Raw genomic sequence first — 26,866 nt, 5'->3', positions numbered from 1 at the left:
TTTAGCTATAGTGGGTTTTACTCTGTATTCAATCGTTTGACTTCCAGTTTTTCAGATAGTCTCTTCTCAATAATGGGTTCAATTAGTGTTTTTCTCTTTTTGATTTTTAAGAAAGGACTAATTTCTAAATTATTTTTCATTTTATCTGCTTCGTTAGGATGCTTGTTTGTTCCTAGTAAGACTAAATTTCCGTTGTCAAAATCAGCTTGCTCTTTAGCTGAGCTCTCTTTGATTTTTCTTTGGATTGTACCTTCTTTTAGTTGATTTAAAAAGCCACCATTTGCTTCAATACCTTTAAATAGATCTAGTGCTTTTTCAGCAAGTTGTTCTGTTAAGCTTTCAATATAATAAGCTCCATCTGCAGGGTTATTTACTTTGTCTAAATAGCTTTCATTCTTTAAAACTAAGAGTTGATTTCTGGCAATACGATCTCCAAATTCGTTTGGATTATGAAAAAGTGAATCATAAGATAAGTTGCAAATTGTGTCTGCTCCTCCTAAAATAGCACTCATACATTCTGTTGTGGTACGGAGCATATTAACGTTATAATCGTAAATTGTTTTATTACGCTTACTTGGTGTTGCTAATATTCTGCACTTGGTGTTTACATCGTATTCAGAAGCTAGTGTAAACCACAATTGGCGTAGCGCTCTTGCTTTTGCTATCTCGAAGAAGTAGTTTGGCCCTATTGAAACATTAAAGGTCATTAAAAGCGATTCTTTAGCTTTGCTATCAATGATGTTGTCTAGTTTGTTTAGGTACTCGTTGCTATGTGCTAAGCCATAAGCTAATTGCTGTATCATGGTTGCACCAGCGTTTTGATATAAGTCTAAATTGATACTGACCTGATTCGTCGTTTTTAAAATGGCTTCAAATTGCGAATAATCTGCTTTTAGGTTGCTATACCAGTTTCCTGTTTTAGCTAGATGGCCAATAATATCTGTGTGTATGTATATGCGAGATTCTTTTTTTGACTGTGTAGTTATAGGTAGAGTAGTCTTAATTGCGCCTTGAACGTAGTCTTTTGAGAGGAATTGGCATTTAATATCTATAGCAATTGTTTCTAAATCAATATCTTGAATTAGGTGTACTATAGAAATAGCGTCTTGTTTAATATTGAATATGATGCTTTCTGCACCACGATTAATGGCATCTAAAGCCTTTATGTTAGCCGTTTTGGCATTAGTGACATCTATGGCTTGGCATATTTTCCAATTTTTGGCTTTACTATCTGATATATCTGGTAATGTTTTAAATTCATCTGCATGGTAAAATGGTTTTACATGGATGTCTTCATTCGTTTTCCAAATTAATGTATCGTTATAGTCGGCACCCTTGAGGTCTACTTGTATTTTTTGTTTCCATGCTTTAGACGAAACGGCTTCAAAGTCTTTGAATAATGATTCACTCATCTTTTGTTTGTTTGGAGATACTGTCTTCGTATTCAATAATGAATATATCTTCGTTAGGCTTTTTCATGTAATAGGTTTCTCTCGCTGTCCGCTCAACCCCTTCATCTGTGCTGAGTTCTTTAATGGCTTTATTGTCTTTAGCCATTTCATTTTTGTAGTGTTCTTTTTGGTACTCTAATTCGTCAATATCGTTATTTAGTTCATGATGGAAAAGCCATGAATGCGCATCAAAAAATAACATCCAAACCACGAAAAATATCAAAACAATGACATAGATGTTTTTAAATGGTTTGAGATATTTAGTGTTGAATTTAGACATTACAGACGCTCGTTAATTATAGTTTTAACAATATCTACAGCTACAGTGTTGTATTTATTGTTTGGTATAATAATATCTGCATATTCTTTCATAGGCTCTATAAATTGCTGATGCATGGGTTTAAGCGTCGATTGGTATCTTTGAAGCACTTCGTTTATATCTCTGCCGCGTTCTGTAATATCACGTTTTAAACGTCTAATTAAACGCTCGTCAGAATCTGCATGAACAAATATTTTAATATCGAAAAGCTCTCGGATTTCAGGATGAGATAGTATCAAGATACCTTCAACAATCATTACTTTTCTAGGTTTTGTAACAATAACATCGCCTGTTCTATTGTGTTTTACAAAAGAGTACACAGGTTGGTTAATGGATTTTCCTTCTTTTAAATCTTTAAGGTGTTCTTCTAATAATTCAAAATCGATAGATCTTGGGTGATCAAAATTAATTTTAACACGTTGTTCAAAATTTAAATGTGTTGTGTCTTTGTAATATGAATCTTGGGAGAGTACACCAACTTCTCCTTCTGGTAATTCTTTTAAAATGGTATTAACAACTGTTGTTTTTCCGCAGCCTGTACCACCTGCAATTCCTATAATAAGCATATTTAGTTTTCGTTTGTTTTAGTGGTGCAAATTTAATTATTTAAGTAGAAAGGTACATTTATAATTCGGAAACTTTCTCAGGTGTAAGGAAGTTGTCAATAGAATTTTCCCAACTGTTATTGATATAGTTCATGACATCTGCAACTTCGTCGTCTGAAAGTCCTAGTGGTGGCATTGTATTTCTGTAGGTTGTTCCGTTGACAATTATTTTGCTTGACATACCATATTTTACTGCTTTGATACTCTCGTTTTGATTTTCCCTTAAATAATCTGAATCCGTTAAAGGCGGAAAAGCTTTGGGTACACCTTTGCCATTTGGTAGGTGACAGACAGCACACATGTCGCTGTAAACAGCTTCTCCTCGTTTTATGCTTAACTTAAGTTGAGATTGGTCTTTGGTAAATGTGTTTTCGCTCTGTGCCGTGAGATCTGATTTTTTAGTTTTTGAATTGCATGATAAAATGGTTACTAAAGTGATTAAGGTGATAAGTGTTTGTTTCATTTTCTAATCAATTTTACAATTCCTAAATTTTCTATTCCAACGTAAATATAACCATCAGGACCTTGCTCTACGCATCTTACGCGACCTAATCCGTTGAGTAATCGTTCTTCTTTTATAACTTTATTGTCTTTTAAAGTGCACAGATCTAAATATTGAAATTTTAAAGATCCAACGAGAAGATTGCCATTCCAATTGCCATATTTATTACTGTTTATAAAAGCCATTCCGCTGGGAGCAATTGATGGATCCCAATAATGCAAAGGCTCTTCCATACCATCCTTTTTTGTGAGATCTGTAAATGATGTGCCGCTGTAATTGACTCCATAACTAATAATTGGCCAACCGTAATTTTTCCCTTTTTTAATAATATTAATTTCATCTCCACCTTTTGGTCCGTGCTCATGTGTCCAAATGTCTTTTGTGTTTGGATGAAGCGTCATGCCCTGTGGATTTCTATGACCATAAGAATAAATGGCTGTTTTAGCGTTGGCTTTATTTACAAATGGATTATCTTCTGGAATAGAGCCATCGTCATTAAGGCGGTAAATTTTCCCACCGTCTCTGGTAATATCTTGAGGATTTTCGTCTCTATTTCCGCGTTCTCCAATGGAAAAGAATAGATAACCATTTTCGTCGAAAACTAATCGCGACCCAAAATGTTGCCCTTTTGTGGTATTTGGAGTGGCCTTGTATAATAATTGTAATTCAGTTAGGCTATTATTTTTGATTTTAGCTCTAGAGATTGCTGTGTTTCCACCAGAATCGTTTCCTTTAGGTGAAGCGTAAGAAAAATAAATCCATCCATTAGTCTTGTAATTGGGATGTAAAACAATATCTAACAAACCTCCTTGGCCTCGAACATAAATTTCTGGCAATCCTGAAATGTTTGTCTTTTTGCCATCTTTAAAATGAATAAGGTTGCCAGATTTCTCTGTAATTAACATGGATTCATCTGGTAGAAAGGTAAAACCCCATGGGATATCAAGATCTGAAACAATAATTTCGTGAGTATTTTCTGTATTTGTTGGATTCTTATCTTGGGCACAAGCTATTGTACTACTAATGATTAGAGTCAAAACGATGCTTCTTAAATTCATAATATAATTATTTAAAAAAGAATTAGTTTTTAAAGTTAGACAAATGTTGTTGGATTCTAAAGAAAAAGTATATATTTGCAGTCCGAAATCGGGAAACCAAAATTCGGGGTGTAGCGTAGCCCGGTTATCGCGCCACGTTTGGGACGTGGAGGCCGCAGGTTCGAATCCTGCCACCCCGACTTAATAAAAAGAGCTCAGCATATGCTGAGCTCTTTTTTTGTTTAATTTTTTTTCAATTCAGCTTACCTCTGAATTTTGAAATCTTTTTATGCTTGTCGCATATAGTTTTTTTGGAAGATAAGTTATGGTCTTAAAAAAAAACAGTGCAAGTTTGTGATATCTTGCACTGCCAATAATCATTAAAAGTCTAACTCAATTTTAATGTTTTTTAAGGTTCTTGGATTGAATTATCTATTCAATAATCTTTATATCAATAGAGGTTCTACTTTGCCAACCAGTTACGTCTGTTACGGAATAAGCACAATGGTAATCTCCGGTGTCAATATCATTAGGAATAGTTATGCTGATATCAATTTCATAAGTGGTTAATCCTTCTTCAATATTAAAATTCTCCATATATATGAAAGGATTTACAGCTACTTTTATAGGTTCTAAATCACATGTTTCACCTTGGTCATCGTGCGTGTGATGGTCAAAATTATGGTGAAGATCTAAACTGTAAGAAGCTAACGCTCTGTTGTCTGTTACTTGTGCTTTAAAAGTGTAAGTTTCCCCTTTTACGAGTTGTTCGCATGCCTGTGGAAAACCTTCTGTGTAGTTAATCGTAATTGTTGGTTTTTCTTCATCTATATTAATGCTATCATCACTAGAACACGATGTAATTAGTAACATTATAGAAAATACGAAGTAAAAATAAGTTGATGTTAATTTCATTTTATAGAGTATTAAACCGCATAGCATATTTAGTATACTATGCGGTATAATAATGTATTAAGACGCTGTAATATCTATGTGTGTTTCGTAAGATTTTGTGTTTCCATCTTCATCCTCAACAGTAAAAGTAACATGATATTCTCCTGCAGGTGCAGTTGCTGGTACATCAATATGCTCATGGAATTCAACGTCTGTTAGGTCATGGTAACCTTCTGAAAATACAATTTCTTCATCCCATTCTATTTCACCATCACCAACAGGAAGATCATGAGCGTGAATATCTACCGTTATATTATGGATGCCGTTTAAAGCACTTATCATAAATTCAGCATGAAAATCAGCGCCTTTAGCAGCCGTAGTATCTACAGAGTAATCACTTAATGTAATGTGATCTAAAATTTCTAAATGACCTTCAATTTCAGTGCTATTCCCTAACTCATCTATTACAGTTAATTCAATATGATATTCACCAGCTGGTATATCTGTTGGTACATCTACATGTTCGTGGAAGGTTGGGTTTATTACTAGGTAACTAGCATCTTTGTATTCTTGGAAAAAATCCCACTCAACTTCACCATCTGCAAGCGTTAAATCGTGTGCATGGATAGAAAGCGTAATGCTGCTAACTACGGCTTCAGCATTAATTTCTGCTTCTAAATGAATGTCAGAGCCTTTAAAGGCAACTTGGTCTGTTGAGTGTACGCTGCCTTCGCCGTATTCAAAGCCAGTTATTTCTGGTGCATTTAAGCTAGATGATTCGCTGTCATCATCACTGCTACATGAGTTTAAAAGGATTCCGAAAAAAGCGATAATTGCTAGAAATTTAAAATTTGATTTCATGATGTTTGTTTTAATGTTTGTTTTCATGGTTGTTAATTTATTATTGATTGTTTTAAAAGGTTTGTGTTAATGCAATTGAAATATTTCTTCCAGCTTCTGGCACATCGATTAAGCGGTAAAAGCTAGTATGATCGTAATATTTAGTATCGAAAACATTATTGAGCTTAAACTTTACATCTAATGGACGTTTTGTTTTAAAGAGCTCAATTTGTGTTAAAAGCGACATGTTTAAGACTTGATAACCATCCGTTTTTTCTTCTGGCGGAACAATTTCATTTTGTTTTGCTGTAATTCTATAATCTGCTATAAGTTGCGGTTGTTTAAAAAAAAGAAAATCTTTAAATTGGTAATTAGCAGAAAATAATCCTGATAATGGTGGTGAAAACGGAATGGTAAAGCCTTCTTTAGGACCACTAGTTTGTCTTGAGTAGACATATTCTGCAGAAGCATTTAATTGAAGATTGTTGATTATGTTGGTGCTTGCTCTTAATTCTCCTCCAGCTCTAAATACTTTGTTTTGAGTATACTCATAAATTTGTAATGTCTCGTAATAGTTAGACGTTGGATTTAAATAAATAAAGTTTTCGAAAAAATTGACAAAAGGGCTGATACCAAAGCTGTAGTTTTTTGTAGTATGATCTATGTCAATATCTAATTGATAAGATTCTTCAGGATCTAAATCTAGATTTCCTTTTTCATAACGGTACATGTGGTAATTAACACCATCAGAAGCTAATTCATTAGCTAATGGCATTCTAAAACTTTTGCCAATATTTATTTTGAAAGTTGTGTTTTTAACAAGGTAACTTAAACCTAAAGAAGCACTGATGTTTCCAAAATTCAGAGTTTTATCTTGTGCTCTTTGTAAATACACATACGATGTAGAACCGTTGGCATTGTTGATGGTTGACGGATACCAATCAAAATAAGATTTACTATTTATTTGTCCATAATCATAACGTACACCAGCTAAAAGGTGTAAGTCAGAATTGATTTCGAATTGATCAAAAGCAAAAGAACCAATGGTAAAACGGTTATATTCAGGGATTAAAAATCCCCATCCACCAATCGTATTGTTTTGATATTCTAGGTTTATACCAGCAACAATATCGTGTTGTTCATTAGGTTTAAAAGCGTCTTTAATATTTAGAGAAAATGTGTTTTTATTAAAACTTCGCTCTTTGCTATTAGAAGGTGTTGGCATGAAACCATGCGGTACAGGTTCTGAATGTTCTTCTCTAATATTATTTTGAAAGCCTAAATCAGCATGAATAGTGTGTTTGTCTAAAGCTAATGAGGTGTTATTTGTAATTTTAAAATGGTTAACTTTATGATAGGGAAGGTCAATATCTCTGTTAGAGCTATCATAGTCTATGCTAGATGTTCTAACTTCTAAACCATGTGCATTGGCAAAAAAACCGTTTTTAGCGTTAACATTACTAATCGTCGTTTCTGAGGTGAATTTATCAGTGACATAACCGAGACTTATACTAGCGTTAGCTTCTCGTCCAGCTGTATTACGTAAATTATTATCGTATAACTCAAAGATATAACTCTCGTAATTTATTTTATCTGTGGGTACTTTGTAGTCGCCATAATCTCTGTATGTAATACGTCCACGATAAAACCATTTTTCTTTTCTTGCTTGGATTCCTGCTGAAATTCCTAATAAATCATTATTACTTTCACCTAATACATTTACTTCACCACTAAAAGAATTAATAAGGGGTACTTTATTGGGTTGAATATCTACAACACCAGCAATAGCATCTGATCCGTAAACTAATGAAGCAGGTCCTTTTACAATTTGTATATTTTCAATTCCATATTGATCAATTTCTAACCCATGATCATTTCCCCATTGCTGTGCTTCGTGTTTTATACCATTTTGAACCACAGCAACTCTGTTAAAGCCTAAACCTCTAATCACAGGTTTAGATTGTCCAGAGCCAATTTTAATAGTACTGACACCTGGAATTTTACTAAGCGTTTGCATCAGGCTATTCTCTCTGTTATTAGAAAGAAATTCTTTAGTTACTAGCTGTGAAACTACAGGTGATTCATTACGTTCTCTTTTTTTTGTTTTTCCATTAATTTCAATTTTATCAAGCGCAGTGGTAGATTCTTCTAATAAAATTTTATGTGTTTCTTGATCGTTTCCTACGTTAACAGTTATAGTCTTAGAAGTAAAACCTAAATGCGATATGGTGAAAGTATAGTCGCCTTCAGAAACATTTTTTAAAGTAAAAATCCCTGTAGATGACGACGTAGAAAATGAACCTTTGCCAATAATATTAGCACCTTCAATAGGTTGTAAAGTTTTTGCGTTTGCTACAATTCCTTTTATTTGAAAAGAATCTTGCGCAAACAATATTGAGCTAAAGCTAAAGCATAGCCATAAACTCAGTGTTCTGTAAAACATAATGAAATACTATAAAATTTAATTAACTGTTCTTAAGATTGAACTTTAACAAAGCCTATATTTATTCGTATTAAATAGTTGCATCAATTACAATAATTTATAAAATCAACGTTGTTGAAATCTATAATGTAGCTTGAAGCGTTAAGTAGTTAAACGAAACTTATTTTAATAAAAAAGTATAGGATAATTTATAGTGAATAGGGTGGAGGCCGACCAAATAATTGGTTAGAAGCAATGGTATTAGAAGTTACAAAAGAGAAATGCTTTATTGTACTTCTATTAATGATTAGCTCGGTATTTTCAATTGAAAATTCTTGAGGCTCTAGTATAAAAGCAGGCGTTAAATTATGAATTGTTGCATTATCACAAACTGCACAATGTACAGCATCATCTTTATCATCTTCATGCGTTAATGCATGAAGTCCTAACAACTTAATGGATAGAAAAAGAATAATAAAGAAATATGTGATGCTGTTTTTCATTTAAGACTAGAAATATTTAAGGTTTTTGAGTTTATTACAATGGTTTAAAATGTGCTAAAGTTGTGATTTACTGTTTTTGTTTCGCTATTCTTCTTAATAAATTCCAATTAATATAATGCGCAAAAGCGATTAAAGTAGCGCCAATAGCGGTATTGCTAACTTCCCATAAATCCGTTAAGTGAAGTCTACTTATTGCTAAAAGTAAAAAACCTAATAAAGCGACTTTTAAAGGTTTAGTTTTATGGTGGGTGTTTTTATAACTAGGCCAAAGTGAAGTGAATATAAATACAAGACCTAGGCAAATAAAGGTCCACTCAATCATTGGGTTATTTAAAAAATATAAACTGCTAAAAGATGAAAACGAAAGCAATATTGGCAGAAAAGCACAATGAATAGCACAAACTAATGAGCTTGTCATTGCTATAATATCTAGAGGGTTGTTTTTTGTTCTGCTCACGTTCTTCAATTTTATTTGACTTATATTGATTTATTAAAGCGATTTTGTCGCATTAGTAAGTTTTGCAAATATATTATTTATTTATAATATTGCAATGTTGTTGCAATAAATTATTGCAAATAAATCGCATTAATAATGAAAAGAAGAAATACGCCTAGTAAAGAAGCCGTTTTAAGTGTTATAACTAAGGCAGGGAAAGCGATGAGTCAAGATGCGATTGAGGAAGAAATTGCTATTGATATCAATAGGGCAACCATCTATCGTGTTTTAAATCGATTTTGTGACGATGGTGTGCTTCATAAAGTCATGGCGGAAGATGGTAAGCAGTATTTTGCTTTGTGTGAAACTTATGACACCAAAGCCGCAACACATCAACATTTTCATTTTAAATGTACAAAATGTGATACCGTAGAGTGTCTTCCTAATCAGGTTAATTTTTCTATTCCAGATGGTTATTTGGTTGAAAGTGTAAATTGTGTTTTAACTGGGGTTTGTAAGAATTGTTCTTAATTATCAAGATTTACAAATTCAGAATCACTTAAAGTCTTCATAAAAGCTATTAGATCTATTTTTTCTTGTGCGGTAAGTGGAATTCTATTGTCATTATCTTTTAAAATAGGATCAAGATTATCGGCTTCTAAAACACCATTATTTAAATAATCGAGTACGTCTTCTAAGGTTGCAAATTGCCCAAAACTGCCGTAAGGTGATGTATATTCAATATTTCTTAAACTCGGTACACGGAAACTCATGTAATCTTCAGTACTTCCTGTAATTCTTGCTCGTCCTGCTTCTTCAGTGTCTGGGTTTATAGGAAATCCGATATTTCTATAGGTTTGATCCGTAAATAATTCTGTACTATGACAGCTGATACATTTTTCTTGAAAAACGGCAAATCCTTGAGCTTCACTTTCTGTGAATGTTTCACCTTCATTTCGTTTTACTTTATCGTATTTACTGTTTGTTGAAATAAGTGTGTATTCATATTGAGCTATACTGTTATAAATTCCATCTGCAGTAATTCCTTCACCATTAAAGGCATTCTTAAATAATTCAATATAAGATTCATCATTTTCAATTTTACCAATAACTTCTAAAATAGAAGAGTCCATTTCTTCATGTGTAATAATAGGGACTAATGGTTGATCTTCGAGTTGAAGCTTATTGCCATCCCAATTATAAACTTGCATAAAAGCCATGTTTTGAACTGGTGGTGCATTACGAAGTCCTATTCGTCCTTCAATACCTATACCTTTTGGATTATGATCTGCAAAGGCACTTTCTTGTATATGGCAACTAGAGCAAGAAATTGTATTATCTGTACTTAAACGTACATCGGTAAATAGTTTTTTACCTAACTCTACACCAAATTCGGTAGGTATATTGGTGTAAAATGAACTGTTTAGTTCAGGGAAATCACTAGGAATATTTAATGATACCTCAGGATTGTTATAAGAAACAAGCAATGAATCATCATTGCTACACGAAGACAATAACAGTACAATAAATAAGGTTCTTAATAGGTTTTTCATTTGTAAGATATATGATGAAGAATAGTTAAAAAAGAGTCGGCTTGAGTTTTTCATCAAAACCGACTCATAAAATATAGATTTAGTTTTCTACAGAAGTAATAGAAAACATTCCTGTTGTATCAGTTGTTCCGTTGCCTCCAATATTCTCTACAAACTTCATCATTTCAGTAGCTGTATGAGCACTAGGTGTAGCGTTATTAGTAATATCTTCAGTAGTAACTAATGTTATAGTATAGTTTTCTCCACTTAATAAATAATCAAAATTAGCGTTAATAGCAATTGTTGGTGCACTATTACCAACAGTAGCTGTAGTAGGAAGACTTAATGTGATATCTCTATAAGCATCAACACCTTGTGTGTAATTACCTTCTTCTCCTTCTAAAGTACTTCCAGAATGGAAAGACAATTCTTTATTATCGGTATCGTAGAAACCTTCAATTTTAGTAAAACGGTATCCTGTTCCCCATTCCCAATGCATTTGTGTTTCATTAGATCCTGCGTTATCATAAAATTCAGGGAAACTAACTTGGTCTAAATCATTTAAATCAGATTTTACACCTAAACCAAACTTTATTTCAGTGTAATCTCCAACTGGGATATCACTTAATACATAGCTTAGTGTTTCAGTATTTGCTTGGTTTATTACTGTTGCACCATTGTCTAAATCATTTACATTATAAGGAATTTCGGTTCCATCAGCTTTTATAAGACGAATGTTACTTACAACATATTTTAATTCAGAAAAATGGTGAACTTGTCCCATTTCAGAAGTGTTTTCTGTGGCATCTGCAGAAGTTGCATCTCCAAGAACAATTGTTGTATTGTTAAACGTGTTTGTAAATTCTAATGTCACATTGTTTGCAACGGCATTGTTATCATCACTACTACATGACATAAAACCGACTAATACTGCTGCTGATAAAATATAATTTTTAAGATTTTTCATTTTTGAAATTTTGTATTTATTGATATGCGTGTTTTTATTTTTAGTATGCTACAAAAAACTAAACATATATGGGTGGTGGAACTAAAATTTCTAAATAAGGTTCTTTGTGTTGGGTTTCTTGGTAAATGACTAATTCTTTTTTCTTGGTGATTTTTTTTATGTCTATATGATATTCGTAATTTGGATTGAGAACCAAATCAAAATTCTTTGTGTTAATTATTTTTTCGGAATCTTTATGTTCTGTTTTTTGTAATTCTTTATGTAAATAACACTTTCCGTTACATTGTAATTCGGGTTTATCTTGGTTAACACAGAATTGTTTGGCGATAATTTTTTGGTTGAGTTTAAAGTGCACCATAACGACTGCGCGTTGTGAAATCACAAGCAGAAACAGAAACGTTATAAGTAAACTAAAAACTCTTTTCATCTATTTTAGAAATTGAATTTTAAAGAAGTGAAAATATTACGACCCATACGTGGAATGTTTCCCCAATCTGCATACGTACTGTAATATTCATTTAATACATTCTCTGCACCAACTTGAACTACCGTTTTATAATCTTTAATTTTGAAGGTGTAATCTGCAGATAGATTCCATATAGTGTATGATGGCGTTTGGTCTTCTCCGTATTCTGGACTGTAATGAATTTGTTCTAAATCGCCATTAATAGACGTTTGAAAACTAAGTTTGTTATACTGATAGTGTAATGAGGTTTGATAACTTAATGGTCTAATGAATGGCAAATTGTTTTCATTCTCATCTTTTCCTCTCGCGTAGGTTAAAGTCCCTTTCCAATGTAAATTATCTAAAATTGAATAGCTTCCATTTAATGAAAAATTAAATAAGGTTGAATAATCTAAAGAGGTATAACCTTTTACACCAATTGATTGATAATTCATTGGACTTCCTAAACTTAAAATACGACCAATAATGTAGTTTTCAATGTAGAAGTAATTTACATTGGCTTGTAAGCTAAATTTATCATTAGCGTAGCCAGCACTTGCATTTCCTTCGTATGATATTTCATTTTCTAGATCCGGATTTCCAATATAATCGTAACGATCAAAACTATTATAGATGTAATAGCCATAACCTTCAGAAACTGATGGCGCTCGGTGTCCGTAACCACCTCCTACAGAAAAATTGAAATTATCAATGTTTAACTGATAGCCTGCGTGTAAACTAGGCAGTATTCTTGTTTTTTCTTGTGGTGTTCCTGGGTGAAAAATCCAGTTGAATTCCACATATTTAGAATGGTTATAATTGACACCTAAAGAACCACCAAAATTCAGTAAACTTTGATCCGAGATTTCCCAAGCGTTGTTTATAGATAAACCTGCAAATGTCGTTGTAACTCCAGGCCAACTGTAAGCAAACATGGTACGTTCACTTCGGTCTTGTGGATACATGCGCATTTCTGCAATAGAGTAATTGTTATAAGCATTCAGTTGAATTTCTGAACTAAAACGATTTTTTTTAATGTTAGCTTTAGATAACAAACCGTAAGTTGTACTCCAACCTGGCATATCCATATGAACCAAATTTTCAGGACGTGTGGTATCATCCATATAATGCTCAATAGCATTAAAATAGATTTTGGTATCTAAGGCTTTAAATAGTCCATTTTCAAATAATTGCTTATACGTTGCTGAGGTAATTAAGGCACGTGATAACCATAAATCCATTGGCAATGCAGGATAACCAACATCATTGGCTTGGTCATAAATTGCTTCTACTTTTAAAGAAGATAATTCACTGGTTTTATAAGCTAATCCTAATGACGCGTTGAATTTTGTAAATTGAGAGTGATTAACTTCATCGTTATTTCCATCACTATAATTTTCTGCTTTTCTGTAGGCCAAACTTCCATCGGCTACAAATTTATTACTAGAATAAGAAGCATTTGCTAAGTTAAAAAACTGCTTGTTATTAATCTCAAAACCAGTTTGGTAGGCACCTTTCCATTTTTTAGTCAAACTAAAAGGCGTGCTCCTTCGTTTTAAATCGATGCTTCCGGCAACAGTAGCACCATGCATATTACCTTCTTGTCCAGATTTTATATCAATAGCGGCTAAATTATTGCTTTCTACATAAGAGGTTATGGGATCCATTTTGTCGGTACACGCACCAAAAACATGCATGCCATCAATGGTAATGGTAGAACGTTCAGAACTCATGTTATTTAATAACGGTTCCCAAGCATAAGCGCCACGTTTTATAAAACTAATATTATCTGATGATGCTAAAAATTCATCAACTGAAACGGCCATTTTCATTTCGGTTTCAATCTTCTTTTTAATAACAGTAATGAGTTCAACTTCATCTAACGCTATAATGCTGTCTTTCTTTTTATTAGTGTCTTGTGCATTGACAAAAATATTAGAAAGTAAAAGTGTAAATATGATTAGTAATCGCTTCATTCTTAAAATAATATATCGATATGTAATTCACTTCTTGCACCTTCAATACCTGGTGTAAATTCAGTAGAAACTTCAGTTCCTTTAATGATTTCACCATATTGATTTTGCATTCTAAAGTTTAAAGTCCAGTTACCTGTCATTGTATAATTCACCACACCATAATATAAACCATCATCTTGTTGTGTGAGGTCTTCATTATTTAAAGATGAATGATTTCCCATAGAAGGTTCTGGCATTCTTGGGTCCAACAATAAGGTGTAATCAGTAACTTCTGTATATGAAAATTGAGTGGGATCAGGGAAAGTTCCGGCCTCATTTGTGGGCTGATTGTATTTATAAATACCTGCAACTAATTCGTTTTCTGCTATTGCAGGTTTCTGTGGTGCAACTAAAGCTATAAAATATTGTTCGCCATCATCTGCAGTAAAGGACGTCATGTTTAAATTCATGTTAGTTTGCTCTTCAACTGTAATAGCTTGTGTTACATAATGTGTTTCTTCATTATCAGTAAAAGTGATGTAAAGTTCCCAGTTTTCAGAATCATTACTTTCTTCAGTGAATACGGCATATCCTAAATAATAATCGTCAGCAGTATTGTAATCTAAGTTGTATTGATGTGGACAAGATGTGCTATTTCCACTATAATTAGTTATAAGTGGTAAAAATGTAACATCAGAGGTGTTTACATTTTCGTTTGTATCAGTATTAGTGATATTTAAACGGATTTCGTTATAACCTTTATAGAATGTTCCGTTTAATGCCACTATATTAATTAAATATTGATCTTTTGTGATGGAAACAACCTCTTCGTAATCAATGTATTCTGTAACTACGGTGTTTATTTCATCTTCGTAATCTGTTTTGTCTAAGGTACATGCGGTAACTGCAAATAGCATTGCAGTCATAAAAAAAGAAATCTTTTTCATAACTAATAAAGTGTTTTATTTAAAACTCTTGAAATTATAGTTGCGACTATTGATGTCTAAAATATTATTAGACATATTAGTTTTAAGGTCAATACAATGATTGTACAACCAAGCGTAACTATGGGAAATAAGGATAGAAACCTCGTGTATAGAGAACGGTGTGCAATGCTTTTGATGTGGCTATTTTATACCACATTTTAAGAGGAATGAATTATTCCTTATTAAAATAATAGATAGCATCATTTGGCGAAATGAAAAATCATTTTGCTAAATACAAGTTCTTAAAAAAAAGAGTCTCTATGTTGAAACTATACTAGTGGTGGATGAAAAATAGAATCTGTAAAATGGAATTTATAAATTCTGTTGTATGAAGTAACTATTTTAGAATTTTGTTCTTTAATAAAAGAAACAAGAGGAATTTTATAGGCATCATGAAAAAACACAACTTGGTGTTCTGAAGATGATGAGTGATTTTTGTCTTTACTATTTTCTGAATCGGAAGCTTTGGCCAATCCTTGCATTAAATGACATTTACCATTACAAGCCAATTCGGGCTTGTCTTTATTAACGCAAAGTTCGTTTTTAATATAGTCATAGAAAGCAGCGTACTCCACAAAGGGAATGGTAGGCTTCAAAAGCATAAATAATGCTAGAAAGAGAGTTGCTGTCTTCACAATGTAAAGGTCTTCTTTTTTTTAAAATTTTCCTAATTTTTTAAATCTGTTATTTTTAAAAATAAAACGTTTAAGGTTGAAAAGAATTAAGATAACGCACTTGTCTATTAAGTGATTATTTGATATTATTTTAGCGTTTTAAACTAAGACATTAGAGTCTATACCTAAATATGAAGATCGATAAATTTGTATTATCCATAATAGTTGTAATAATTATAGCTTATTTTTTTCCAGAATGGGGAATCGAGAATAGTAAAATTCCTACAAACACGATTAGTGCCATAGGAATCTCACTTATTTTCTTTTTTTATGGCTTAAAATTGAGTCCAACACAATTAAGAGCAGGGCTCAAAAACTGGAAATTGCACCTTTTAGTTCAAGGTTCTACATTTTTAATGTTTCCACTATTAGTCTTAATTCTAAGACCATTTATTCAAAATGAAGAACAAGAAACCATCTGGCTAGCTTTCTTTTTCTTAGCAGCGTTACCATCAACAGTATCTTCATCTGTTGTCATGGTATCTATGGCAAAAGGAAATATACCAGCTGCAATTTTTAATGCAAGTATTTCTGGAATTATTGGAATTGCACTGACGCCGCTTTGGATGGGCTTATTCATAGACAACTCTCAAACCGATTTTGATTTTACTGAAATTTACCTAAAATTAATAATTCAGATTATTTTACCTGTAATTTTTGGACTTTTATTACAACGCTTTTTTGGGGAATTTGCGCGTAAGCATAGTAGTAAGCTAACCTTATTTGATAAATCTATTATCTTGTTAATTATCTACAAAAGTTTTGCAGAATCTTTTTATAACAACATTTTTAGTGCTGTCTCACTTTTAGACTTGCTTTATCTCTTTATAGGTGTCGTTGTATTGTTTGGACTTGCTTTTTGGTTGACTGGTTTTATTGCTCGGAAATTACACATGAACAAAGAAGACCAAATTACAGCACAGTTTTGCGGAACTAAAAAATCGTTAGTTCATGGTACCGTTTTCTCTAAAATAATATTTGGTAACATGGCAACTATAGGTATTATGTTGTTGCCTTTAATGTTGTTTCATGCGACGCAAATATTGGTTATTAGCGTGGTAGCTTCTAAGCGAGCAAGTGATAAACAAATAGAAATTGAGTAAATCTGTTGTTCTAATTTATTAATACCATTCAAAGTGTATTCCAGACGCTACAACAGCACCTACCAAAATAATAAGTACTAGGATAATAAATTTGGCTCCAAATTTAGTTTTGGCATCTTTTTGTAAGATATAATCTCTTCTTTCTTCATCTTCTTCTTTTACAAATTTCATATTTTTTGGTTTTTATTTATTAATGTAAACTGTTTTTTTATTTATAAATGCTAACATACCTTCTTTAGATAATTCACGACCGTAACCTGAAATTTTTGTGCCTCCAAATGGTAATCGTTGATCTGATTTTACCATTTCGTTTATAAAAAAGGCTCCATCTTCAATCTCTAAAGTTCGTTTTGACGCAGATTTATAATCTGTTGTAAATACCATGGTGCCTAACCCAAATTTAGAGTTGGCTGCCATTTTATAAGCGTCATCTTCAGAATCTACTTTAATTATAGCGGCAATTGGTCCAAATGTTTCTTCTGTGAAAACAGGCATGTCTTTAGTAATATTGGTGAGTATGGTGGGTTGGTAATAAGAACCATCTCGTTTGTTTCCATGAATTAATTTTGCTCCTAGATCTAAGGATTTTTGAACTTGTTCTTCTAAAATATCAGCTAGATCTTCACGTGCAAGACAAGATATGGTTGTGTTTCTGTTGGTGGGATCTCCATATTTTAGTTCTTCAACTTTAGAGGTGAATTTTTCTACGAATTTTTCATATATAGCATCCACAACTATAAAACGTTTTGCAGCAATACAACTTTGACCAGAATTTTGCATTCTAGCTTTTACTATTGTAGATATGTGTTTGTCTAAATCGGCATCTTTTAAAATGATACAAGCGTTGTTTCCTCCTAACTCTAAAAGTGATGGTTTTAAATTTTTTCCAGCGAGTTCTGCTATTTTTCGACCAGCTTTTTCACTCCCTGTTAAGGATACTGCTTTTATAATATCGTTGGCCATAAGTTTTTCAATTTCGTCATGATTGGTCACTAATGTTTGAAAGCAACCTTGATCGAATCCTGCATCAATGAATAATTTTTCAATAGCAAGAGCGCATCCTGTAACATTAGAGGCATGCTTTAATAAGGCCACATTACCAGCCGCCAATGTAGGGATAGCAAACCTGAATACTTGCCAAAACGGGTAATTCCATGGCATAATGGCTAGTATGCAACCCATTGGGTCGTAGCTTATAAAGCTTTCTTTGGCATCGGTTTTAATAACATCGTCTCGTAAAAATTGTTCCGTATTTATAGCGTAGAAATTAATAAGACCTATACATTTTTCTATTTCGGCTTCACTTTCAGTAATCGGTTTTCCCATTTCTGATGTCATTAGAAGACTTAATTTAGATTTGTTTTTTGAAACTTCATCAGCTAGTTTGTTAAGTAGCTGCATACGTTTCTTTATTTCAACGTGTCTCCAAGTCTTAAATGTTTTGTCTGCTAATTCTAATTTATTTTTTAAAACAGCCTCAGAATCCATACTATAAGTATCTAATGGATTGCCATTATACGGATTGTATGTTTTTATTATTGATTTCATAATTTTTGAACTTTCCCAAAAATAAAGGAAATGGACGTTTTTGGTTAATGCGATAACTTAAATTTTTAACGCTAATAGTAAAATAGCATTACAGCTAATAATGCTAGGTAAAGAGTTAAGTTAAGCTTAGCAATGCGCCTACCTTTGTATCATAGCAACGTGCTATACTTTTAATTAACTTAAAAAAAAATATCATGAGTAATAACGGAAATACAGTATTAGGAATATTAGCAGGAACAGCAGTAGGAGCAGTCTTAGGAATATTATTTGCACCAGAAAAAGGGAGTGTAACGAGACAGAGAATAGCAGATGAAGCTGCAACGAAGAGAGATTTAATGGCTGAGAAAGCTGTTGAGTTAAGAGACACACTGGGAAGTACTATATCTGCACAAAAGGATAACTTAGATCATCAAGTTGAGGCCATCGTGTCTAACGCAAGTTATAAGGCAGAAGATGTTATTACAACTTTAGAGGCTAGATTAAAAGATTTGAAGGCTAAAAATAAAAATTTACAGAAAAAAGCATAATCCATGAGTGTATTTGAAGATATAAATAACACAACGGATAGAGCTTCTCAAATTGGTGAGCGTTACATTAAATCGTCTCACCAATACTTTAGATTAAAAGTTTTTCAGCAGCTAACACTTTCGTTAAGTATGATGACTAAGGTTTTAATCATTGGAAGTTTAATGTTCGCAGGTCTCGTTTTCTTATCTATAGCAGGTGCTATAGAATTAGGAAATGCGGTGAATAGCTATGCTCTTGGATGTTTATTGGTAGGTTTAATTTACATAGCGCTTGGGATTATAATGTATCTTCTTAGGTCTAAATTTAATTCTTTTGTAATTAAAAAAGTGGGAACTAATTTTTTCAATTAATATGAAAACATATACAAATTTTAAGGAAATAGATAACGATCTAAAGCTCTACAAGTTGGAACGCGATATTGCATGGGAGGAACTCAAACTTGTAAAAGGTGAGTTTAAAGAAGATTTACAACCATTAAATTGGATAAGTTCAGCTTTAAAACTAACTGGAAAATACAGCTTTATAGCGATTATTAAAAAATGGTTGTTTGGTAAGTAAGTTAGTTGACTATAATTTTGGCTACAATTTGTTTTTTGAATTCGCTTGGTGATATACTATATTTTTCTTTAAATATTTTAGAGAAATAGCTTCGACTTGTAAAACCTATTGAATATACAATTTGAGAGATATTCAAGTCGCTATTTTTTATAAAGAATCTAGCTTTTTCTAATCTAACATGACGTATAAATTCTGTAACCGTACGTTTATAAAGAAATTTAAATCCATCTTGAAGCTTAGCTTGTGATAATCCAAAGTCGATAGATAATTGATCTAACGAATACTGTTTTGAAGGCTCTTTTTGTATAATATCACAAATCTTCTTTATGGTTTTTAATTCTTGTTTTGTAAGTGAATTAGGTAACTTTTTACCAACCGTTTGTCTTTCGTGTTGTTGTATGTGTAAAGAAAGGATTTCGTAGACTTTGGCTTCAATTTTTAAAATACGCAACATACCTTTAGACTTTACCTGTCTTATAGTCTTTACATCATCTGCCATTTTTAAATTTAATTCGCCAAAATGAGCATATCTATTTTCATGATCTGTATCTACAAAAACTTCATATAATTTTTTATTAAGTGAAGCTACATTTGTAGTCCTCTTTTTCATGAATTCTTTACGTACAATCTGAATTATATTTATTTGTAGTTTCTGATTTTTAGGAAAGTGCATGTAATTAATACCTTCCGATTTATTCGTAAAAATTACAGACTGAAATTGTTCTGTTTTGTGTTCATGATTTTGCACTCCAAAACGATGTAAAAAATAACCCTGTAGGTTATAAATAAAACGTATTGGGTTAAATTGTTCTCCTTCAGTTTTTAAAATGAATTCTTTGTAAAATATGATATCAAAATCAAGCAGATTTACTCCCCAATCAAAAGGAATATAGGTGATTTTACCACGAGCATTTGCATTATCAATCGTCATTGTGTATTCTCCCCAACGTTCGTCTATGGTTCCATCAAGATGTTCGCTTATTTGAGTAAGGATATCTCTAGTGTTTGAAGGGTTTATTTCAATTTCAATCATATAAATCTACTTGTTTATAAAACTCAATGGGTTTAAATCTACGTAACTTATTTCACTTAATCACTTATCGCAATGGTTTGTGCATCACGCTTAAACTGAATAAAACATTATACCGGAAACACATGTAAACAGAGTAAACGATAATATTAGAGTGTAAAAATAGTTCTTTAACAATTGATATTTCTTAAAAATTTACAAATAAGCGTGAATAGGGTAATCATTTTTTATATCAGTTAATTTTTAACTCAATTGAGCAAAAACACACGAGCCTGTAATTATACCTTTATAAAGTACAATAAAAACATTTAATAAACACAATTATGAACATATACGAAGCCATTAGAAACGATCATGACATACAAAGAAATCTTTTAAATCAGTTAGTGGAGACTTCTGGAGATACTAAAAAACGTACATCATTATTTAAGGAGCTACGTAAAGAATTATCACTGCACGCTAATGCAGAAGAACGTCATTTCTACAAACCTTTAATTCCTACAGATATGATGCAAGAAGATGCTAGACATGGTATCGCAGAACATCACGAAATAGATGAGCTTGTAGAACAATTAGAAGACACTGAAATGGATTCTTCAGCGTGGTTAAAAATAGCTAAGGATTTAAAGCATAAAGTAGAACATCATTTAGAAGATGAAGAACACTCCTTTTTTCAATTATCCGGAAAAGTCTTCAGTGCTAAAGAAAAAGAAGATTTGGCTATAAAGTATAATGCGTATATGAAAGAACACAGATAATAAAGGTATTGGTTTGTTAAGTAGTGATTAAAGCGAATTCTCGGTTAAGGAGTTCGCTTTTTTTATGTAATAAAAAGATCTATTTAGTAGTAATGCGGTTAAAATCAGTAGTGTATGAGCAAATGGGTGTCAGTGATAATCGTGATCTTTGTAATAGAAGTTAGAGATACTAACTATTAATTATTAACTAAAAACCAAAATATATGTTACGTTGGACAATCACATTCGTTATAATAGCAATAATCGCAGCCATTTTAGGATTTGGAGGCATAGCAGGAGCTGCTGCTGGAATCGCAAAAATAATCTTCTTTATATTTATAGTGCTTTTTGTACTATCACTATTAAAAGGGGTTGTTAAGAAATAATTTAGCTGACAATAAATCCATATAATTATATAAATACCCTTGAGGACGTTAGGTTCTTGAGGGTATTTTTCTGTCTTAAACGATATTTTACTGCAACGATGTAGAGTTATTCTACACGGACATAATTTTCAGAATAAATACGGTTACCATCTTCATCTAATTCAATTTGTTGAAAACTATCGGGTTGTAATTTAAGTTGAAACTTAAACTCTTGTTGTTCCTTTATAACTTCGTTCATAAAAGCAGAACCAAAATCTAAAACTTCAGTTAAACTCCCTTCATCATAACTATAAGAACCATATCCAAAAAACTCTATAGAGTCCGTTTTTAAAAGCTTGCACCACATTACTTTATGGTCTGAATACATTTTAACCTGCCTAGCAATAGTATGGTTAGAAAACGAATCTACCACCACATTATCTTTATAGTTATAGAACCCTTTAAGTTCCCAAGTGCCATTGAGACTCATAGGTTTTTCTTTCATTTCCGTTTCTAGATCTTTATTTTTTACATCATTTTCTGGTTGGTCCTTACATGAATTTAAAAGTAACACTATCATGCACAAGGTTAAAATTTTAGATTTCATAATATGTTGTGTTTTATGGTTAAACTGCTATAAATTAATGAATTAAATTAACAAATAGCCTCTATTCTTAGTATTTATAGGAATGATATAAGCTGTTAATAACTTCTATGTAAGGTTTTGACTAAAAAACCTACTTTTGTTTTAGCGTATTTGGACTTGTTTTTAGGAATAAGTTTGGGTAGATTTTAAGAATTAAATTACAAGATATGTCAGATACAATAGAAAAAGTAAAGTGTTTAATTATAGGATCTGGACCAGCAGGTTACACAGCTGCAATTTATGCGTCTAGAGCTAATATGTTTCCTGTTTTATATCAAGGAGAGCAGCCTGGTGGACAATTAACCACAACCAATGATGTTGAGAATTTTCCTGGCTATCCAGAAGGAATTACAGGACCTGATATGATGGTTCAGTTACAAAAACAAGCAGAACGTTTTGGGACTGATATACGTCACGGTTGGATTACTAAAGTAGATTTTTCTGGAGATGTTCATAAAGCTTGGGTAAATGAAGAAAAAGAAATTCACGCAGATACTATTATTATTTCAACAGGTGCCTCTGCAAAATATTTAAACTTACCTTCTGAGCAAAAATATTTAAAACTAGGAGGTGGAGTTTCTGCCTGTGCTGTTTGTGATGGGTTCTTTTACAGAAATCAAGATGTAGTGATTGTTGGAGCGGGAGATTCTGCTTGTGAAGAAGCACATTACTTATCTAAATTATGTAAGAAAGTAACTATGTTGGTAAGACGAGACGAGTTTAGAGCGTCTAAGATTATGGCTAAACGTGTTAAGAATACAGAGAACATCGAAATCTTATTCAATACAGAAACTGATGAGGTATTAGGAGATGGACAAGTGGTTACAGGTGTTCGTGTAACTAACAATAAAACAAACGAAAAGCATGATATTGAAGCTACAGGTTTCTTTGTTGCTATAGGTCATAAACCTAATACAGATATCTTTAAAGGCTATTTAGACTTAGATGAAACAGGTTATATTATCAATGCTATACCAGGAACAAGTAAAACCAATGTAGAAGGTGTATTTGTAAGTGGTGATGCTGCAGATCATGTCTATAGACAAGCGATTACTGCTGCAGGTACAGGTTGTATGGCAGCCTTAGATGCAGAGCGTTATTTAGCAGCTATGGATTCTGATTTTGAAGTAGCAACGTCTAGTTATAACTAAATAATTTAGTACATATTTATAGGAAGCCGAAGTTCAATACTTCGGCTTTTTTGTGTTTTATAGATTGTTATAGCTTCTAAGTTTTTACTGTTTTAAGTTTTTATTAAGAAATGACTTTTGTCATAATTTAAACTGCTTTTTATGTCAATCTTTGAGGAAACATAAAAATTGAACCATGAAGCATTCAACTAAATTTCGAGTATTTTTTCTTACAGTTTTTATAAGTAGTCTATTTTCTTTTCAGGTTGCTTTATCTCAAAATTACATTTTAAATAATTCATCTTCAGTATTAGAAGTTAATGGTACATCGTCTTTACATGATTGGACTTTAGAAACAGAAAAGCAATCAGGTAATGTAGTGCTATCTAATGCTGAAACGTTAGAGATTAGTAATCTTGATTTTTCTGTTGAAGCAGAAAGTCTTAAAAGTGGAAAGTCTTCAATGGATAAAAACACTTATAAAGCGTTAAAGACAGACGATCATAAAACAATGGACTTTAGCCTTAGTGCTGTTAAACAAGTAAAAAAAATAACGGATAATTCTTTTAAAGTGTTTACGACTGGTAAAATGACTATTTCTGGTGTTACAAAAACAATTTCTCTTGATATGACAGTTAAACTAGAAGAAGGTAAACTTTTACTTGAAGGTGAAAAATCATTTAAAATGACTGATTTTGGAGTAGATCCACCTACAGCATTATTAGGAACTATTAAAACAGGAAATGAGATTACAATTGTATTCAAAACCGTATTCGACAAAAATTAAATACAACAATAGAACATCAACCTTAAATAATTAATTATGAAATCAGTATTAAAAATCGCAACATTTATCATTGCTATAACAATGGTACAATCAATATCTGCACAGAAAAAAAACCTAAGAGACTTTGATAATTATAGGCAACCAGATCAAAGAGGTGTTAATGTTTTTGAAGCAAAGAAAGACACGGTTACTTCTTTTGATGAATTATACGTTAGAATTGGAGGTTCTTTTGCGCTTCAGTATCAAGCATTAGATAATGAGAATTCAGGAGTCACACCTTTATCAGAAGTAGGTAGTAACTTTAATTTGGCAACGGCTAATTTAGATTTAGATGTCGCTCTTTACGATGGTGTAAGCATGCACTTAAGAACGTATTTATCTTCTAGACACCACCATGAACCATACGTTAAAGGTGGTTATTTCAAAATTGATAAATTAGATTTTGTTAGTAAAGGGTTTATGGAAGATCTTATGAAGCATACCACAATTAAGATTGGACATATGGAGAACAATTATGGTGATGCACACTTTAGAAGAAGTGATAATGCTCAAGCTATTCACAATCCATTTGTTGGAAACCTAATAATGGATTCGTTTACAACAGAAGTTGGTGCAGAAGTTTATTATACAACAGATATGGGACTTTTTGGAATGATTGGATTTTCTAATGGTAAATTAAACCAAAGTACTACTATGGCTGATGGATCTACAGGAGGAGCAGCGTTTTTAGCTAAATTAGGTTATGACAAGCAAATTTCAGAAGATTTAAGATTTAGATTAACAGGATCTTTATATAATACAGGATATGCACAAAATGTATATTTATACTCAGCAGATAGAGCGGGTTCTAGATATTATAACATAATGCAAGATGCTACAGCAACTAGTGATAACTTTAGATCTGGACGTTTTGATCCTGGTTTCAAAAATCAAATTACTGCTATTATGATTAACCCATTTGTAAAGTATGGTGGTTTAGAGTTCTTTGGTACTGTTGAGTTATCTTCTGGGAAAGCATTAAGTGAGACAGATAGAAGAAATGCAGATCAGTATGCAGGAGAGGTAATCTACAGATTTGGTGAAACTGAAAACGTGTTTTTAGGAGCACGTTACAATACGGTTAGTGCTGAATTAGCAAGTGGAGATGATGTAAGTGTAAATAGATTTCAATTAGGTGCAGGTTGGTTTTTAACCAAAAATGTATTAATGAAAGCGGAATATGTAACACAGGAATATAAGGATTACCCAACAGGAAACCTTCTAGAAGATGGTAAGTTTGATGGCCTTATACTTGAAGCTGTAATTAGTTTCTAAATAGTTTGTTCAAAAAAGGCTTTTGTCAATTAAGATAAAGGCCTTATTTTTATATCATTATGTTTTTAAATTATGGTACTTAAAACACTGTCATTTATCATTATATTTTTTTTAGGATCTGCTATTACTAGTTCAGAATGGAGAGAACCTATAACTAAGGAGTCAACTGTGTTTTTGGCTTCAGAAAGTTATTTGAAAATTAAAGGAAAAACTAATGTAAGCAAGTTTGAGTGTCACTTTGATATGAATACTATTTCAGAGGCCATTAGTATTAAATATAAGGATCATGATGAAACCATAAAATTTGATGATACACAATTAATACTTCCTAATGTAGAGTTTAACTGTGGAGGTAAGATTATTAATAAAGACTTTAATAATTTACTTAATACAGATCAATTTCCTGAAATAATTTTAAAATTAAAGGAGATTTCTAAGTCTCAATTAGCGGATGACTTAGTTACCGCAACTGTAGAAATTAATATCAGTAATGTTATAAAAACGTATACTATTCCTATATCTATAACTAGTAATCAAGGTTTACATGCATCAGGTCGTATGCCTTTAGATATAAATGATTTTAATCTAACAGCACCAACAAAAATGTTAGGTATGGTTAAAGTTTTACCTGAAATTGAGATTCAGTTTTCGCTTAAGATTTTAGGATTTAATTAGCGTTTCTTTTTCTGTAATTTAGCAGTATCTTCAAACTTAGTAATTGTTATAGCAGGACTTCCAAAAAGGTAAATTTCACTATCACCAGAAATTGCAATAGTAATATTATCTATTGCAGAGATGGTTAAATCACTGGTGTCTTCTAAATTAACATCTGTAGTTTTAACGTCAAATTTTGAACCATTAAAATTGGCAGATGTATCCATTTTAATTACTGAGCTATTTGCAGAGCCTTCAATAACAGCATCTGCACGTGTGTATAAATCAAAGTCTGCAACTTTACTTATAATTAAAGCATCTAATTTACTATTGTCGCTTAATTCAATTTTGGTGCTATCTGCTTTTAAATTTAATCGCGTTTTAGATTTACCTGAACTTTTATAATTGAAATTTTTAGCATTAATATTTAAATAGGCTCTTGAGTTGTCTGAAGTAATTAGAGAAACATCACCAAGCTCCATTGAAGTCAATGATCTAATTTCACCATCTCCTTTAGTTTCAATATTACTAAGATTATCACCATAATTTACGGTTATGTTTAATTTCTTTTTAGAGGTGATTCTCGTTGTTTCTGTAAAAGTTAGGATACCATCTACTACGTTAAATTGTATAATTTCGTGTAAATTATCATCGGCTTCTACATTTACAGATGGCTCACTATTATAAACGATTTCGATTGAAAAATCTCCATCCACTACAATCGAATGAAAATCATCAAGGTACGTTTGCTTTATCGTTACATTTCTATCGCCTTTAACTTTGTCAGCAGATTGAGCGGTTACAGCTGTTATAGCAGTAATTATTAAAATAAGTGTGAGTAATAATTTTTTCATATTCTAGATTTTACCGTCTTTATATAAGACACCAAAGCATAATA

32 protein-coding genes and 1 tRNA gene are annotated in these 26,866 nt (G+C 32.1%); 12 read left to right on the top strand and 21 right to left on the bottom strand.

Annotation, left to right across the window (positions count from 1 at the left end; all coding sequences use genetic code 11):
• Positions 1–17: 17 nt before the first annotated feature.
• Genes HM981_RS07140 through HM981_RS07120 form a run of 5 tightly spaced genes read right to left on the bottom strand, consistent with a single transcriptional unit; the run spans position 18 to position 3,935 of the window.
• Positions 18–1,412, bottom strand: coding sequence for a methylmalonyl-CoA mutase subunit beta (locus HM981_RS07140; RefSeq protein ID WP_179337938.1), 1,395 nt, complete (start codon positions 1,410–1,412; stop codon positions 18–20).
• On the bottom strand, positions 1,405–1,731 hold the full coding sequence (locus tag HM981_RS07135; protein ID WP_179337936.1) for an FtsB family cell division protein: 327 nt from the start codon (positions 1,729–1,731) through the stop codon (positions 1,405–1,407). Before HM981_RS07135 ends, HM981_RS07140 begins: the two co-directional genes overlap by 8 nt.
• Complete coding sequence (udk, locus tag HM981_RS07130; RefSeq protein WP_179337934.1) at positions 1,731–2,336, bottom strand: uridine kinase; 606 nt, start codon at positions 2,334–2,336, stop codon at positions 1,731–1,733. The genes HM981_RS07135 and udk overlap by 1 nt, the downstream gene beginning before the upstream one ends.
• Positions 2,337–2,394: 58 nt before the next feature.
• Entirely contained in the window at positions 2,395–2,838 is a 444-nt protein-coding gene (locus tag HM981_RS07125; RefSeq protein ID WP_179337932.1) for a c-type cytochrome, read from the bottom strand.
• Positions 2,835–3,935 (bottom strand): PQQ-dependent sugar dehydrogenase, encoded by a 1,101-nt coding sequence (locus tag HM981_RS07120; protein ID WP_179337931.1) that lies wholly within the window; start codon positions 3,933–3,935, stop codon positions 2,835–2,837. The genes HM981_RS07125 and HM981_RS07120 overlap by 4 nt, the downstream gene beginning before the upstream one ends.
• Positions 3,936–4,039: 104 nt before the next feature.
• On the opposite strand from HM981_RS07120, the gene HM981_RS07115 reads away from it, so the two are divergent.
• Positions 4,040–4,114, top strand: a tRNA-Pro gene (locus tag HM981_RS07115).
• 232 nt (positions 4,115–4,346) lie between these two features.
• Here HM981_RS07115 and HM981_RS07110 read toward each other — a convergent pair.
• The 5 genes from HM981_RS07110 to HM981_RS07090 form a co-directional block, all read right to left on the bottom strand.
• Positions 4,347–4,829, bottom strand: coding sequence for a DUF4625 domain-containing protein (locus tag HM981_RS07110; protein ID WP_179337929.1), 483 nt, complete (start codon positions 4,827–4,829; stop codon positions 4,347–4,349).
• A gap of 57 nt (positions 4,830–4,886) precedes the next feature.
• Positions 4,887–5,696: a DUF4625 domain-containing protein gene (locus HM981_RS07105; protein WP_246286173.1), complete on the bottom strand. Its 810-nt coding sequence runs from the start codon at positions 5,694–5,696 to the stop codon at positions 4,887–4,889.
• Positions 5,697–5,721: 25 nt separating this feature from the next.
• The gene (locus HM981_RS07100; protein ID WP_179337927.1) at positions 5,722–8,091 is read right to left on the bottom strand and encodes a TonB-dependent receptor; all 2,370 of its coding nucleotides are present in this window, start codon (positions 8,089–8,091) and stop codon (positions 5,722–5,724) included.
• A 188-nt stretch (positions 8,092–8,279) separates the two neighbouring features.
• Positions 8,280–8,573 (bottom strand): hypothetical protein, encoded by a 294-nt coding sequence (locus HM981_RS07095; protein ID WP_179337925.1) that lies wholly within the window; start codon positions 8,571–8,573, stop codon positions 8,280–8,282.
• Between the two features lie 67 nt (positions 8,574–8,640).
• Positions 8,641–9,030: a MerC domain-containing protein gene (locus tag HM981_RS07090; protein WP_179337923.1), complete on the bottom strand. Its 390-nt coding sequence runs from the start codon at positions 9,028–9,030 to the stop codon at positions 8,641–8,643.
• A 135-nt stretch (positions 9,031–9,165) separates the two neighbouring features.
• Between HM981_RS07090 and HM981_RS07085 the strand changes: the two genes are divergently transcribed.
• The gene (locus tag HM981_RS07085) at positions 9,166–9,540 is read left to right on the top strand and encodes a Fur family transcriptional regulator (protein ID WP_173586784.1); all 375 of its coding nucleotides are present in this window, start codon (positions 9,166–9,168) and stop codon (positions 9,538–9,540) included.
• Here the strand turns inward: HM981_RS07085 and HM981_RS07080 are convergent.
• The 6 genes from HM981_RS07080 to HM981_RS07055 all read right to left on the bottom strand — a co-directional run bounded on the left by HM981_RS07080 (position 9,537) and on the right by HM981_RS07055 (position 15,529).
• Positions 9,537–10,562: a cytochrome-c peroxidase gene (locus tag HM981_RS07080; protein ID WP_179337921.1), complete on the bottom strand. Its 1,026-nt coding sequence runs from the start codon at positions 10,560–10,562 to the stop codon at positions 9,537–9,539. The genes HM981_RS07085 and HM981_RS07080 overlap by 4 nt on opposite strands.
• A gap of 79 nt (positions 10,563–10,641) precedes the next feature.
• Positions 10,642–11,508, bottom strand: a complete 867-nt coding sequence (locus HM981_RS07075) for an MbnP family protein (RefSeq protein WP_179337919.1) — start codon at positions 11,506–11,508, stop codon at positions 10,642–10,644.
• Positions 11,509–11,566: 58 nt separating this feature from the next.
• A complete protein-coding gene (locus HM981_RS07070) occupies positions 11,567–11,935 on the bottom strand; it encodes a hypothetical protein (RefSeq protein ID WP_179337917.1) in 369 nt (122 codons plus the stop codon).
• Between the two features lie 5 nt (positions 11,936–11,940).
• The gene (locus tag HM981_RS07065; RefSeq protein WP_179337915.1) at positions 11,941–13,929 is read right to left on the bottom strand and encodes a TonB-dependent receptor plug domain-containing protein; all 1,989 of its coding nucleotides are present in this window, start codon (positions 13,927–13,929) and stop codon (positions 11,941–11,943) included.
• A gap of 2 nt (positions 13,930–13,931) precedes the next feature.
• The gene (locus tag HM981_RS07060) at positions 13,932–14,855 is read right to left on the bottom strand and encodes a hypothetical protein (protein ID WP_179337913.1); all 924 of its coding nucleotides are present in this window, start codon (positions 14,853–14,855) and stop codon (positions 13,932–13,934) included.
• Between the two features lie 308 nt (positions 14,856–15,163).
• On the bottom strand, positions 15,164–15,529 hold the full coding sequence (locus HM981_RS07055) for a hypothetical protein (RefSeq protein ID WP_179337911.1): 366 nt from the start codon (positions 15,527–15,529) through the stop codon (positions 15,164–15,166).
• Positions 15,530–15,699: 170 nt separating this feature from the next.
• Between HM981_RS07055 and HM981_RS07050 the strand changes: the two genes are divergently transcribed.
• Complete coding sequence (locus tag HM981_RS07050; RefSeq protein WP_179337909.1) at positions 15,700–16,671, top strand: bile acid:sodium symporter family protein; 972 nt, start codon at positions 15,700–15,702, stop codon at positions 16,669–16,671.
• Positions 16,672–16,689: 18 nt separating this feature from the next.
• On the opposite strand, the gene HM981_RS07045 is transcribed toward HM981_RS07050, so the two are convergent.
• Both HM981_RS07045 and HM981_RS07040 read right to left on the bottom strand, forming a co-directional pair.
• On the bottom strand, positions 16,690–16,842 hold the full coding sequence (locus tag HM981_RS07045) for a hypothetical protein (protein ID WP_179337907.1): 153 nt from the start codon (positions 16,840–16,842) through the stop codon (positions 16,690–16,692).
• A gap of 12 nt (positions 16,843–16,854) precedes the next feature.
• Positions 16,855–18,219, bottom strand: coding sequence for an NAD-dependent succinate-semialdehyde dehydrogenase (locus tag HM981_RS07040; protein ID WP_179337905.1), 1,365 nt, complete (start codon positions 18,217–18,219; stop codon positions 16,855–16,857).
• Positions 18,220–18,413: 194 nt separating this feature from the next.
• Between HM981_RS07040 and HM981_RS07035 the strand changes: the two genes are divergently transcribed.
• Genes HM981_RS07035 through HM981_RS07025 form a run of 3 tightly spaced genes read left to right on the top strand, consistent with a single transcriptional unit; the run spans position 18,414 to position 19,305 of the window.
• On the top strand, positions 18,414–18,746 hold the full coding sequence (locus HM981_RS07035) for a YtxH domain-containing protein (protein ID WP_179337903.1): 333 nt from the start codon (positions 18,414–18,416) through the stop codon (positions 18,744–18,746).
• Between the two features lie 3 nt (positions 18,747–18,749).
• A complete protein-coding gene (locus HM981_RS07030; protein ID WP_179337901.1) occupies positions 18,750–19,097 on the top strand; it encodes a hypothetical protein in 348 nt (115 codons plus the stop codon).
• A 1-nt stretch (position 19,098) separates the two neighbouring features.
• Complete coding sequence (locus HM981_RS07025) at positions 19,099–19,305, top strand: DUF6327 family protein (protein ID WP_179337899.1); 207 nt, start codon at positions 19,099–19,101, stop codon at positions 19,303–19,305.
• Between the two features lies 1 nt (position 19,306).
• On the opposite strand, the gene HM981_RS07020 is transcribed toward HM981_RS07025, so the two are convergent.
• Positions 19,307–20,338 carry a helix-turn-helix domain-containing protein gene (locus HM981_RS07020; protein ID WP_179337897.1) on the bottom strand — a complete coding sequence of 344 codons (1,032 nt, stop codon included), beginning with the start codon at positions 20,336–20,338 and terminating at the stop codon, positions 19,307–19,309.
• Between the two features lie 320 nt (positions 20,339–20,658).
• Here HM981_RS07020 and HM981_RS07015 point away from each other — a divergent pair, with 320 nt between their 5' ends.
• Together HM981_RS07015 and HM981_RS07010 are read left to right on the top strand one after the other, a co-directional pair.
• Complete coding sequence (locus tag HM981_RS07015) at positions 20,659–21,093, top strand: hemerythrin domain-containing protein (protein ID WP_179337895.1); 435 nt, start codon at positions 20,659–20,661, stop codon at positions 21,091–21,093.
• A 203-nt stretch (positions 21,094–21,296) separates the two neighbouring features.
• A complete protein-coding gene (locus HM981_RS07010) occupies positions 21,297–21,458 on the top strand; it encodes a DUF1328 family protein (RefSeq protein WP_179337893.1) in 162 nt (53 codons plus the stop codon).
• A gap of 106 nt (positions 21,459–21,564) precedes the next feature.
• Here the strand turns inward: HM981_RS07010 and HM981_RS07005 are convergent, their stop codons facing one another.
• Positions 21,565–22,044, bottom strand: a complete 480-nt coding sequence (locus tag HM981_RS07005; protein ID WP_179337892.1) for a hypothetical protein — start codon at positions 22,042–22,044, stop codon at positions 21,565–21,567.
• Between the two features lie 206 nt (positions 22,045–22,250).
• Here HM981_RS07005 and trxB point away from each other — a divergent pair, with 206 nt between their 5' ends.
• The 4 genes from trxB to HM981_RS06985 all read left to right on the top strand — a co-directional run bounded on the left by trxB (position 22,251) and on the right by HM981_RS06985 (position 25,989).
• The gene (gene trxB, locus HM981_RS07000) at positions 22,251–23,234 is read left to right on the top strand and encodes a thioredoxin-disulfide reductase (RefSeq protein WP_179337891.1); all 984 of its coding nucleotides are present in this window, start codon (positions 22,251–22,253) and stop codon (positions 23,232–23,234) included.
• A 175-nt stretch (positions 23,235–23,409) separates the two neighbouring features.
• Positions 23,410–24,000 (top strand): YceI family protein, encoded by a 591-nt coding sequence (locus tag HM981_RS06995; RefSeq protein ID WP_179337890.1) that lies wholly within the window; start codon positions 23,410–23,412, stop codon positions 23,998–24,000.
• Between the two features lie 36 nt (positions 24,001–24,036).
• Complete coding sequence (locus tag HM981_RS06990; RefSeq protein WP_179337889.1) at positions 24,037–25,314, top strand: hypothetical protein; 1,278 nt, start codon at positions 24,037–24,039, stop codon at positions 25,312–25,314.
• A gap of 72 nt (positions 25,315–25,386) precedes the next feature.
• The gene (locus tag HM981_RS06985) at positions 25,387–25,989 is read left to right on the top strand and encodes a YceI family protein (RefSeq protein WP_179337888.1); all 603 of its coding nucleotides are present in this window, start codon (positions 25,387–25,389) and stop codon (positions 25,987–25,989) included.
• On the opposite strand, the gene HM981_RS06980 is transcribed toward HM981_RS06985, so the two are convergent.
• Positions 25,986–26,822, bottom strand: coding sequence for a GIN domain-containing protein (locus tag HM981_RS06980; protein ID WP_218846329.1), 837 nt, complete (start codon positions 26,820–26,822; stop codon positions 25,986–25,988). The genes HM981_RS06985 and HM981_RS06980 overlap by 4 nt on opposite strands.
• Between the last annotated feature and the right edge of the window lie 44 nt (positions 26,823–26,866).

Origin of the sequence: Winogradskyella ludwigii, assembly GCF_013403985.1 — a bacterium.
Lineage (GTDB): Bacteria > Bacteroidota > Bacteroidia > Flavobacteriales > Flavobacteriaceae > Winogradskyella > Winogradskyella ludwigii.
The sequence above is the reverse complement of the archived record's forward strand: the minus strand, read 5'-3'. Positions and strand labels throughout refer to the sequence as shown.

Coding starts and splice junctions, on each gene's coding strand:
- HM981_RS06990 (WP_179337889.1), top strand. CDS start 24,037: ATGAAATCAGTATTAAAAATCGCAACATTTATCATTGCTATAACAATG.
- HM981_RS07100 (WP_179337927.1), bottom strand. CDS start 8,091: ATGTTTTACAGAACACTGAGTTTATGGCTATGCTTTAGCTTTAGCTCA.
- HM981_RS07020 (WP_179337897.1), bottom strand. CDS start 20,338: ATGATTGAAATTGAAATAAACCCTTCAAACACTAGAGATATCCTTACT.
- HM981_RS07075 (WP_179337919.1), bottom strand. CDS start 11,508: ATGAAAAATCTTAAAAATTATATTTTATCAGCAGCAGTATTAGTCGGT.
- HM981_RS07110 (WP_179337929.1), bottom strand. CDS start 4,829: ATGAAATTAACATCAACTTATTTTTACTTCGTATTTTCTATAATGTTA.
- HM981_RS07065 (WP_179337915.1), bottom strand. CDS start 13,929: ATGAAGCGATTACTAATCATATTTACACTTTTACTTTCTAATATTTTT.
- HM981_RS06980 (WP_218846329.1), bottom strand. CDS start 26,822: ATGAAAAAATTATTACTCACACTTATTTTAATAATTACTGCTATAACA.
- HM981_RS07070 (WP_179337917.1), bottom strand. CDS start 11,935: ATGAAAAGAGTTTTTAGTTTACTTATAACGTTTCTGTTTCTGCTTGTG.
- HM981_RS06995 (WP_179337890.1), top strand. CDS start 23,410: ATGAAGCATTCAACTAAATTTCGAGTATTTTTTCTTACAGTTTTTATA.
- HM981_RS07060 (WP_179337913.1), bottom strand. CDS start 14,855: ATGAAAAAGATTTCTTTTTTTATGACTGCAATGCTATTTGCAGTTACC.
- HM981_RS07005 (WP_179337892.1), bottom strand. CDS start 22,044: ATGAAATCTAAAATTTTAACCTTGTGCATGATAGTGTTACTTTTAAAT.
- HM981_RS07135 (WP_179337936.1), bottom strand. CDS start 1,731: ATGTCTAAATTCAACACTAAATATCTCAAACCATTTAAAAACATCTAT.
- udk (WP_179337934.1), bottom strand. CDS start 2,336: ATGCTTATTATAGGAATTGCAGGTGGTACAGGCTGCGGAAAAACAACA.
- HM981_RS07045 (WP_179337907.1), bottom strand. CDS start 16,842: ATGAAATTTGTAAAAGAAGAAGATGAAGAAAGAAGAGATTATATCTTA.
- HM981_RS06985 (WP_179337888.1), top strand. CDS start 25,387: ATGGTACTTAAAACACTGTCATTTATCATTATATTTTTTTTAGGATCT.
- HM981_RS07040 (WP_179337905.1), bottom strand. CDS start 18,219: ATGAAATCAATAATAAAAACATACAATCCGTATAATGGCAATCCATTA.
- HM981_RS07015 (WP_179337895.1), top strand. CDS start 20,659: ATGAACATATACGAAGCCATTAGAAACGATCATGACATACAAAGAAAT.
- HM981_RS07050 (WP_179337909.1), top strand. CDS start 15,700: ATGAAGATCGATAAATTTGTATTATCCATAATAGTTGTAATAATTATA.
- HM981_RS07085 (WP_173586784.1), top strand. CDS start 9,166: ATGAAAAGAAGAAATACGCCTAGTAAAGAAGCCGTTTTAAGTGTTATA.
- HM981_RS07105 (WP_246286173.1), bottom strand. CDS start 5,696: ATGAAAACAAACATTAAAACAAACATCATGAAATCAAATTTTAAATTT.
- HM981_RS07030 (WP_179337901.1), top strand. CDS start 18,750: ATGAGTGTATTTGAAGATATAAATAACACAACGGATAGAGCTTCTCAA.
- HM981_RS07095 (WP_179337925.1), bottom strand. CDS start 8,573: ATGAAAAACAGCATCACATATTTCTTTATTATTCTTTTTCTATCCATT.
- HM981_RS07125 (WP_179337932.1), bottom strand. CDS start 2,838: ATGAAACAAACACTTATCACCTTAATCACTTTAGTAACCATTTTATCA.
- HM981_RS07010 (WP_179337893.1), top strand. CDS start 21,297: ATGTTACGTTGGACAATCACATTCGTTATAATAGCAATAATCGCAGCC.
- HM981_RS07035 (WP_179337903.1), top strand. CDS start 18,414: ATGAGTAATAACGGAAATACAGTATTAGGAATATTAGCAGGAACAGCA.
- HM981_RS07080 (WP_179337921.1), bottom strand. CDS start 10,562: ATGAAAAACCTATTAAGAACCTTATTTATTGTACTGTTATTGTCTTCG.
- trxB (WP_179337891.1), top strand. CDS start 22,251: ATGTCAGATACAATAGAAAAAGTAAAGTGTTTAATTATAGGATCTGGA.
- HM981_RS07120 (WP_179337931.1), bottom strand. CDS start 3,935: ATGAATTTAAGAAGCATCGTTTTGACTCTAATCATTAGTAGTACAATA.
- HM981_RS07025 (WP_179337899.1), top strand. CDS start 19,099: ATGAAAACATATACAAATTTTAAGGAAATAGATAACGATCTAAAGCTC.
- HM981_RS07140 (WP_179337938.1), bottom strand. CDS start 1,412: ATGAGTGAATCATTATTCAAAGACTTTGAAGCCGTTTCGTCTAAAGCA.